This window comes from Pseudovibrio sp. Ad26 (assembly GCF_001623285.1).
GTDB classification, from domain to species: Bacteria; Pseudomonadota; Alphaproteobacteria; order Rhizobiales; family Stappiaceae; genus Pseudovibrio; species Pseudovibrio ascidiaceicola.
Window position 1 is genome coordinate 94,086 of the sequence record NZ_LMCE01000159.1, and the last position, 8,442, is coordinate 102,527.

9 protein-coding genes, 1 tRNA gene and 1 rRNA gene are annotated in these 8,442 nt (G+C 53.9%); 6 read left to right on the forward strand and 5 right to left on the reverse strand.

Annotation, left to right across the window (positions count from 1 at the left end):
* Positions 1-738, reverse strand: a complete 738-nt coding sequence (locus tag PsAD26_RS28615) for an SDR family oxidoreductase (RefSeq protein ID WP_063313116.1) — start codon at positions 736-738, stop codon at positions 1-3.
* Between the two features lie 268 nt (positions 739-1,006).
* Between PsAD26_RS28615 and PsAD26_RS28620 the strand changes: the two genes are divergently transcribed.
* The 4 genes from PsAD26_RS28620 to PsAD26_RS28635 are packed head-to-tail and all read left to right on the forward strand — an operon-like array spanning position 1,007 to position 5,218.
* The gene (locus PsAD26_RS28620) at positions 1,007-1,804 is read left to right on the forward strand and encodes an IclR family transcriptional regulator (RefSeq protein WP_063291447.1); all 798 of its coding nucleotides are present in this window, start codon (positions 1,007-1,009) and stop codon (positions 1,802-1,804) included.
* A gap of 10 nt (positions 1,805-1,814) precedes the next feature.
* Positions 1,815-2,855, forward strand: coding sequence for an aldo/keto reductase (locus PsAD26_RS28625; RefSeq protein WP_063313117.1), 1,041 nt, complete (start codon positions 1,815-1,817; stop codon positions 2,853-2,855).
* Positions 2,848-3,693: an amidohydrolase family protein gene (locus PsAD26_RS28630; protein ID WP_063304462.1), complete on the forward strand. Its 846-nt coding sequence runs from the start codon at positions 2,848-2,850 to the stop codon at positions 3,691-3,693. Before PsAD26_RS28625 ends, PsAD26_RS28630 begins: the two co-directional genes overlap by 8 nt.
* A 1-nt stretch (position 3,694) precedes the next feature.
* Complete coding sequence (locus PsAD26_RS28635; RefSeq protein ID WP_063313118.1) at positions 3,695-5,218, forward strand: altronate dehydratase family protein; 1,524 nt, start codon at positions 3,695-3,697, stop codon at positions 5,216-5,218.
* 8 nt (positions 5,219-5,226) lie between these two features.
* On the opposite strand, the gene PsAD26_RS28640 is transcribed toward PsAD26_RS28635, so the two are convergent.
* On the reverse strand, positions 5,227-6,087 hold the full coding sequence (locus PsAD26_RS28640) for an AraC family transcriptional regulator (protein WP_063299683.1): 861 nt from the start codon (positions 6,085-6,087) through the stop codon (positions 5,227-5,229).
* A 117-nt stretch (positions 6,088-6,204) separates the two neighbouring features.
* Between PsAD26_RS28640 and PsAD26_RS28645 the strand changes: the two genes are divergently transcribed.
* The gene (locus PsAD26_RS28645) at positions 6,205-7,140 is read left to right on the forward strand and encodes a phytanoyl-CoA dioxygenase family protein (protein ID WP_063313119.1); all 936 of its coding nucleotides are present in this window, start codon (positions 6,205-6,207) and stop codon (positions 7,138-7,140) included.
* 61 nt (positions 7,141-7,201) lie between these two features.
* Here PsAD26_RS28645 and PsAD26_RS28650 read toward each other — a convergent pair whose 3' ends face one another.
* The gene (locus tag PsAD26_RS28650; RefSeq protein ID WP_063313120.1) at positions 7,202-7,585 is read right to left on the reverse strand and encodes a VOC family protein; all 384 of its coding nucleotides are present in this window, start codon (positions 7,583-7,585) and stop codon (positions 7,202-7,204) included.
* A gap of 86 nt (positions 7,586-7,671) precedes the next feature.
* Here PsAD26_RS28650 and soxR point away from each other — a divergent pair, with 86 nt between their 5' ends.
* Positions 7,672-8,136, forward strand: a complete 465-nt coding sequence (soxR, locus tag PsAD26_RS28655; RefSeq protein WP_063313121.1) for a redox-sensitive transcriptional activator SoxR — start codon at positions 7,672-7,674, stop codon at positions 8,134-8,136.
* Between the two features lie 83 nt (positions 8,137-8,219).
* Here the strand turns inward: soxR and PsAD26_RS28660 are convergent.
* Both PsAD26_RS28660 and rrf read right to left on the reverse strand, forming a co-directional pair.
* Positions 8,220-8,296, reverse strand: a tRNA-Met gene (locus PsAD26_RS28660).
* A 52-nt stretch (positions 8,297-8,348) separates the two neighbouring features.
* A 5S ribosomal RNA gene (rrf, locus tag PsAD26_RS28665) occupies positions 8,349-8,442 on the reverse strand; the annotation flags it as partial.

The following is an 8,442-nucleotide window of genomic DNA, read 5'->3' on the forward strand; positions in this document are numbered from 1 at the left end:
TTAAACTGACCAACCGCCATCAATGGCGTGCGTCTGCCCTGTTGTAAACGCGCTATCATCACTACCAAGGTACACAGCCAGTGCAGCAATCTCTTCTGGCTTGCCAATACGTCCCATAGGTTGACGCGCAATAAAATCTTTCATCGCCTGTTCGTAATTGCCCGTTGCCTTCAATCGATCATGCAGCGATGGACTATCGACTGTACCCGGACAAATCGCATTACAGCGAATACCTTTGGTCACGAAGTCTGCGGCAATCGCCTTGGTCAGGCCAATCACAGCCGCTTTGGAGGAGCAATAAACGAACCGGTTCGGAACACCTTTCAGAGACGATGCCACTGAAGACATGTTTATGATGGAACCACCACCATTCTCCAACATGGCAGGAATCGCCGCACGGCAAAGACGGTACATGGCTTTCACATTCAGATTGAAAGAGAAGTCCCAGGCATCTTCATCACAATCCAGAATCGTGCCGCTATGCACAAAGCCAGCGCAGTTGAACAGAATGTCCAGTGGCCCTACCGTCTTCAGGGTGTCTTGCACCTCATCGGCATTGGTCACATCCAGCTTCAGGCCTGTCACACCCTCAATCGCACTCAGCTCATCAAGTGCAGCCTCGTTGATGTCAGTTGCAAATACCTTGGCCCCCTCTGCAGCATAGGCTTCCACCGTAGAGCGGCCAATTCCCTGCCCCGCAGCGGTGATAAGAGCTGTCTTGCCAGTCAATCGTCCCATGTGTCCTCCCCCGGACTGAATCTCTTAAAAATATAGGCTCGGCCAAACCAACCAGAAACTCGGATTATTAGAAAGGAAGCACTGCTTATCGTCAAAACAAAAGGCAGGTGGTGCTTTGGCCCTCTCCCAAAGACCGCAGAAATCCGTCAGTTCACCAAATCACATAATGGCATAACTTAAATATAAAAACTTCTTTCAAATGTAAATTAGAAATTGACAAGGTCGAATTTTGCGTCAAAAAATATGCTCACATCAAACAGAGCTGATCATGGCAGACACACAGACATCGCAAGACAAAGCTGAAAAATACCGCGCTCCTGCTTTGGAGAAGGGACTGGATATTCTGGAACTGCTGTCCCAGTACGCATCCGGCCTGTCTCAGGCAGAGATCGCAAAAGCACTCGACCGGTCACCCAATGAGATCTACCGCATGCTCACCACACTGGTGCGCCGCGAGTATGTATCACGTTCCATAGAGGGCGACCGCTTTCAGCTCAGCCTGAAAATGTATTCCATGTCGCATCGCCACCCACCCGTCACGCGGTTGTTGGAAGCGGCGGTGCCCATGATGCGCAAAACGGCCAAGGACGTTCACCAGTCCAGCCACATCGGTATGGAGCATCAGGGAGAAATCGTTGTTGTCGCCAGCGTGGAAGCGCCGGGCAACTGGAGTTTCGTCCTCAAAACCGGCTCGGTCATCGGCCTCTGGAACACAGGCACCGGACGGGCAATCGCTGCCTTCCAGAAGCCGGAGATCCGAGAGCTCATGTACAACCAGCATGAGCGTGCACTCGGAGAACCGGAGATGAGCCTCGATGAATTCCGTGCCATTCTGGATGAAGTACAGGAACAAGGTTTCGTACGCATGCCGTCCGCCAGCACAGTCGGCGTTACAAATCTGGCCTTCCCAATTCTGGGACCAGACGGAAACGCAGTCGCTGCACTCAGCTGTCCATTCATGGAGCGCATCGACGATTTCAAAGCACCGGGAATTGAAGACGTTCAACAAGCCTACGCTCAGGTAGCGAAGGACATCACCAGCATTTATGGCACAGTGCCAACATAAGGAAATTGCTATGGGCTTGGGAGGGAAGCTGGCTCATCGACAATTGGGGGAAACAGATCTGCAACTGCCGACATTGGGAATCGGCGGCGCAGCATTTGGTGGGCTGTTCGCAACAGCTCCTCGCAAAGAGTCTATGAGCACATTGGATCGCGCCAAAGAGGTTGGTCTCACCTACATTGACACCGCCCCTTACTATGGCTTTGGCCGTTCAGAGCGTGTCATTGGAGATGCCGTGCGCAAGCACGACTACATCCTCTCCACCAAGGTTGGTCGCCTGCTGAAACCGGGCATGGCAGACAATCCGGCCCAGTTCGGCTGGCCAGACCCACTGCCCTTCCATCCGGCCTATGATTATTCGTATGACGGCATCATGCGCTCCTACGAGGCCAGTCTACACCGCACCGGTCTCGACCGACTTGATATCCTATTGGTGCATGATATCGGCACTGCGACCCATGGCCTGGAAGAAAACCGCCGCCATATGAAAGACCTGCAAGGCGGTATCAGGGCTCTTCAGGAGCTCAAGTCCTCAGGTGCTATTTCAGCAATGGGCCTTGGCGTGAACGAGACCGCCATTTGCATGGAGCTGATGCAGCAAGCCCACTGGGACGCCTTCCTCCTTGCTGGCCGTTACACCTTGCTGGAGCAAGCCCCTCTCAAGGATTTGCTGCCTGCCTGCACAAAGGCTCAAACCTCCATCATTCTCGGCGGCCCGTTTAACTCAGGCATCCTCGTTGGCGGCAACACCTGGAACTACGGAAGCGCACCGCCTGAAATTTTGGCCCATGTGACGGCGCTGAAAGAATGCTGTCAGGAGTTCTCTGTTGATCTGGCAGCAGCTGCCCTGCACTTCCCACTCGCGCACCCAACAATCGCCAGCGTTATTCCCGGCATGCGCAATCGCAGCGAGCTGGAAGATATCCTCAAATGGATCGCTGCCGACATTCCCGACGCCTTCTGGGCAAGACTAAAAGAACGAGACCTTCTTCCCGCTGAAGCCCCAGTCCCGTCTGGCAATCTCTTCTTCGAACAAGAGGTGAAGCATGCTTAGGATCGATGCCCACCACCATTTCTGGAAGCTTTCCCGCGGCGATTACAGCTGGCTCACGCCAGAGCTGAACGTCCTGTACCGCGACTTCCTCACCAGTGACATCCAACCCCTGCTCACACAGGCAAAGATGGACGGAACCATTCTCGTTCAGGCTGCAGACACAGTCGAAGAAACCCTCTTCATGCTGGAGCTGGCCGCAGAACACGACTGGATCCTCGGCGTTGTTGGCTGGGTAGACATGGAAGCAGCGAACGCGCCAGAAGTCATCAGTGAACTCTCCCAAAACCCAAAGCTCGTCGGCATTCGTCCGATGATACAGGACATTGAAGACGACGAGTGGATGCTGCAGGACAATCTGCACCCCGCCATTCAAGCCCTCATCGACAACAACCTGACACTCGACCTGCTGGTCCAGCCCCGGCACTTGCCGCACCTTAAAACCTTCCTCAGCCGCTATCCGGATCTGCGCGCAGTCATCGACCATGGCGCAAAACCGGATATCCGCAACAAGGCCATCGAGACGTGGTCCCAACACGTCAGCGACATCGCACGCACCTCCAAGGTCTGCTGCAAACTCTCAGGTCTCCTGACTGAGGCCTCCGAGAACGCAGAGATCGAAGACATCGCGCCCTACGCCTTTCACATTTTGAAATGCTTTGGTCCGGAGCGCGTCATGTTCGGCAGCGATTGGCCAGTCCTTCTCCTCGCAAATACCTATCAAAACTGGGTGGATATGGTGGAGCAGCTCACTGCTGACCTGCCACAGGCAGACTGGGAGGTCATCTTTGGTGGCACCGCTGCAAAGTTCTATCTCACCAAAACAATGGAAACTCTCTGAAATGTCGGCACCCATTCCAGCCAGCGTCAAACTTCAGCCAGCGGACAACGTCATCATCGCTACAAGAGCTTTGCAGCCGGGTGATAAGGCAGGCAATCTTCAGGTCCTCGACAATATCTCCGCAGGCCACAAAATCGCCGAACACAACATCAAGCAGGGACAAGCGCTGATCAAATTCGGCCAGACCATCGGCTTCGCAACAACGGACATTCAGGCAGGCGCTCATGTGCACTCGCACAACATGGAGTTCTCCGACCCCGGCGTGCACCACAGCTTCTGCAAGGACTACAAACCAACGCAATACGCCGAGCACCCAGAAGAGCGTACCTTCCTTGGCTATCACCGCGAAGATGGCAGTGTCGGCACCCGCAACTACATAGCAGTCCTCACCAGCGTAAATTGCTCCGCCACCGCAGCTCACCGCATCGCAGATGCTTTCAGTGATGAAGACCTGTTGCAGTTTGAAAATGTAGACGGTGTCGCCTCCTTCGCTCACGGCACAGGCTGCGGCATGGCAGGCGACAACGAAGGCTTCGCCAACTTGCAACGCGTCCTCTGGGGCTACGCCAAAAACCCAAATGTGGGCGGAGTTCTGCTGGTCGGCTTAGGTTGCGAAGTCAACCAGATCGACTTCCTACTGGACGCCTACGGCCTCAAGCAATCACCAACCTTCCAGTTCATGAACATTCAGGGCATGGGCGGCCTGCGCAAAACCATTGAAGCAGGCATTGAAAAAGTCAAAGCCATGCTGCCGGAGGTCAACAAAGCCTCTCGTCAACCGGCACCACTCTCCAAACTCATGGTCGGCCTGCAATGTGGCGGATCAGATGGCTGGTCCGGCGTCACCGCCAACCCTGCCCTCGGCTACGCCACAGACCTGCTTGTCAAATACGGCGGCACCTCGGTCCTTTCGGAAACCTCTGAGATCTACGGCGCTGAACACCTGCTCACCAGCCGCGCCGCCAACCAGAAGATCGCTGAGAAACTCGTGGAACGCGTCCGCTGGTGGGAGGACTACACCGCCCGCAACAACGGCACCATGGACAACAATCCCTCGCCAGGCAACAAACGCGGTGGCCTGACAACTATCCTCGAAAAGTCGCTCGGCGCAGTCGCCAAAGGTGGCACCACAGCACTAGAAGGTGTCTACAAATACGGCGAGCCAATCGAAACCAATGGCTTCGTCTTCATGGACAGCCCCGGCTACGACCCAGCCTCTGTTACAGGCCAGATCGCCAGCGGCTGCAACCTGATCGTCTTCACCACGGGTCGCGGCTCCGCGTTCGGCAGCAAACCATCGCCCACAATTAAGGTCGCCAGCAACACACCACTCTTTGAGCATATGCCAGAGGACATGGACTTCAACGCAGGCTCCATCATCTCCGAAGGCAGATCCATCGAAGAAGTCGGCACAGAACTGTTTGAGTTGATGATTAAGGTCGCCTCAGGTGAACACAGCAAGTCAGAAGCCCAGGGGCTAGGCGACTATGAGTTCGTCCCATGGCAGATCGGTGCGGTGATGTAACGGCGCAGCTACCCTCTGAATCTAGTACGGTATTCGCGCGGGGTCATACCTTTCACCGCGCGAAACTGCCTGTTGAAGTTGGCCAGTGCCGAGTACCCCACATTATGAGCAATCATTGAGACCGGTGCATCGCCGCCGGAAAGCTGCGCACACGCATCACCAATCCGAATGCGTTTCAGATACTCCGAGATCGTCTGCCCCGTATGGCGCTGAAACAACCGATGTACCCCGGAAACACTCAGCGCAGCAGTCTCGGCTAACTCTTCCAGAGACAATACACGCGCATACTCGGAGTGGATAAGCGTCAACACCCTGTCGATACGTTCATTGCCACCATCTGCACTGGAGAGCACCACAGGATCATGTGCCAGCTGCATGGCATATTCATCCTCTGAGAGATCAGCTAAAACCCTGAGGATGATAAACAAGCGCTCCAGTGGATCTTCCTCAAAGAAATTCTTGATCCTGGGCACTACGCGCCGCCGCGCCGCATCACTAAAGCTAAGCCCTGCCAACGCCCGCCGAAACAGCTTCTTCACTCCGGCCAGCTCAGACATTTCGCTGGTAATCCGCTCAATCCACTCCGGCTCAAACCAGATAACCAAAGCAACATGCGGCTTACCCTCATCAGGTCGGCTCTGCGAAGCCCATGTATGCGGGAGGTTAGGCCCAAGCAGAACAAGGTCACCATGACCATACTCTCCCACATGATCGCCCACATACCGCTGCCCTTCGGAGTTCAATGTCAGGGTCAACTCATACTCAGGATGGTGATGCCAGGAGAATGGAATGCCCTCATGAAGGCGCCGGTTCATGACCTTGAATGAACCGTCTTCAGACTCCGGCACCTTCTCCAGATATGATCTCATTTCACCCTCTGAACCAACAAGACGCCAGAATAGTATCAGTATCCGCTAGTTTAGAACAACTCTCACTTGTCGGAGTGGCTAAACTTACAAGTTCATTGAAGGATCTGGGAGGACCAAATGGACGCTGAACTGCTTGCAGACAATCACTGGGGCTCGACCGCAACCGACACCCAGCTGAAAGACATCAAGAAGACCCTGCCACTTCGGGTCTTGTCAGAAGAAGACTGGCAACACTGGATCACCCGCGGCTACGTCATTGTGCGTCAGGCCGTTCCGCAGGAAAATGTAGAGAGACTGGTTGATCTACTCTGGAAGTTCGATGAGAAAGATCCCAGTGATCCATCAACTTGGTACACCCCACAACGCCGCGCTCACAAAATGCAAGAGCTGAACAACGCGGGTATGCTGGAAATCTATAATCACCAGTACCTGTGGGATAACCGCATGCAACAACGCGTCTACGATGCTTTCGTAGACATCTGGGACCGAGAGGACCTCTGGGTCAGCATCGACCGCGCAAACCTCAACCCACCCAAGAAAAACCGCGACGGCAAACCCGGCTTCATCCATTGGGACGTAGACACATCCTTGCACCCTCAACCAATCAGCGTTCAGGGCGTTCTCTCATTGGTCAAACAGGATGAAGAAACCGGCGGCTTCCAATGCATTCCAAAGCTCTTTGAAGAGTTCGGGGACTGGGTCAAAACTCAACCAGAAAACCGCGATCCAAAACACCCTGACTACTCTGGTTTTGAGATCGAAAACATTGAAATGGAGCCGGGCGATCTGATGATCTTCAACGCCCTCCTCGCCCATGGCATCCGCCCGAATAACTCAGAAGATAAAGTACGCATCGCTCAATATATATCCATGTTCCCGTCTGAGCAGTCCAATGAAGACCTCCGGCAGGACCGCATCCACCAATGGCGCGATTTGGAGCCACCTCAAAGAGCATCTTTCCCTGGCGACCCAAGAGACTGGGAAAAGAAGAATGCCAAGACAGCCGACCTGACGGAACTCGGTAAGAAGCTACTGGGGCTGGAGCACTGGTAAAATAAAGAAAGACCATAGCATCCATGGAAGCTTTTGTCTTCTTGCACCGGGGTTTGAGCAGTTACGCGTAGCTGACCACCTCAAATTCAATGCCATCATCATCGTCAAAGTAGAACCGACGGCCAGGCTCATAATCAGCATGATTTCGGGTCTTGTACCCACCAGCCAAAACTTTCTTCTCAACGGCATCCAAGTCGCCAACAACCACACCTACATGGTTCAGACTGCCATGAGTGGCATACGTGTCTTCTTTCGTGGCATTGGTGTTTCCAAAGGAGTAAACAGCAATATAGCTTTCATCCGTTCCAACATGCACCGTCGTTCCCCCGGCACGCGCAGCACCCTGCCAACGAACATGCCAGTCAAACCAATCTGAAAGACGGCTTGCAGTTGCAATTGGGTCAGAAACGGTAATGTTTACGTGCTCTAAAAAACTCTTTGTCATCGCAATAGCCTTTCTTTTGACTTCTGATGACACCCTGTTTAGGAGTTCAAGTTAAGTTTAAGTCAAGCGCTATTTTTGAGAAACTTATGCAGCACACGGATATTATGACAATCGGTGAATTAGCCGAGAGAACCGGCCTCACCACCTCCGCTATCCGCTTTTACGAAACTAAGGGGATTGTCACGGCTAGCCGCAACTCAGGTGGTCAGCGCCGTTTTATGCGAGCCGACATCCGTCGTTTGTCCTTTGCATTAGTCGCGCAGGAGTTTGGCTTCACCATCAAACAGATTTCAGTACAGCTAGGCACTCTTCCGCCGGGCCGTGCTCCAAACAAAGCCGACTGGCAACGGCTGAGCGAACAGTTCAAAGTTCATCTGAATGAGCGTATCGCCCGCATGGAGCGATTGAGATCGCAGCTGGAAGGCTGTATGGGATGCGGCTGCCTGTCTTTGGACAAATGCGAGCTCTACAACGCCGGCGACGCCGCCTCCAGCTACGGCCGCGGCCCCCGCTTCGTCTATGGCGACAAGTCATTCAGAAGTGGCAGCTAGGCTGCACTTATCCGTGTTGTGATGTTTTCAAAGTTTTGGCAACAAAAAACCCGCCATCTCATTGAGATAGCGGGTTTAATATTTGGTTGCGGGGGTAAGATTTGAACTTACGACCTTCAGGTTATGAGCCTGACGAGCTACCGGGCTGCTCCACCCCGCGGTAATATGTTGTTCTGTTCATTTTGAAGATTTAGTCGGTGTGCTTTATTCATGCCCGGCGGCGCCCTACTCTCCCGCGTCTTAAGACGAAGTACCATTGGCGCAGGGGCGTTTCACTTCCGAGTTCGGGATGGGATCGGGTGGGGG

Excerpts from the sequence above, each read along its gene's own strand:
- PsAD26_RS28615 (WP_063313116.1), bottom strand. The coding sequence starts at position 738 with ATGGGACGATTGACTGGCAAGACAGCTCTTATCACCGCTGCGGGGCAG.
- PsAD26_RS28620 (WP_063291447.1), top strand. The coding sequence starts at position 1,007 with ATGGCAGACACACAGACATCGCAAGACAAAGCTGAAAAATACCGCGCT.
- PsAD26_RS28625 (WP_063313117.1), top strand. The coding sequence starts at position 1,815 with ATGGGCTTGGGAGGGAAGCTGGCTCATCGACAATTGGGGGAAACAGAT.
- PsAD26_RS28630 (WP_063304462.1), top strand. The coding sequence starts at position 2,848 with ATGCTTAGGATCGATGCCCACCACCATTTCTGGAAGCTTTCCCGCGGC.
- PsAD26_RS28635 (WP_063313118.1), top strand. The coding sequence starts at position 3,695 with ATGTCGGCACCCATTCCAGCCAGCGTCAAACTTCAGCCAGCGGACAAC.
- PsAD26_RS28640 (WP_063299683.1), bottom strand. The coding sequence starts at position 6,087 with ATGAGATCATATCTGGAGAAGGTGCCGGAGTCTGAAGACGGTTCATTC.
- PsAD26_RS28645 (WP_063313119.1), top strand. The coding sequence starts at position 6,205 with ATGGACGCTGAACTGCTTGCAGACAATCACTGGGGCTCGACCGCAACC.
- PsAD26_RS28650 (WP_063313120.1), bottom strand. The coding sequence starts at position 7,585 with ATGACAAAGAGTTTTTTAGAGCACGTAAACATTACCGTTTCTGACCCA.
- soxR (WP_063313121.1), top strand. The coding sequence starts at position 7,672 with ATGCAGCACACGGATATTATGACAATCGGTGAATTAGCCGAGAGAACC.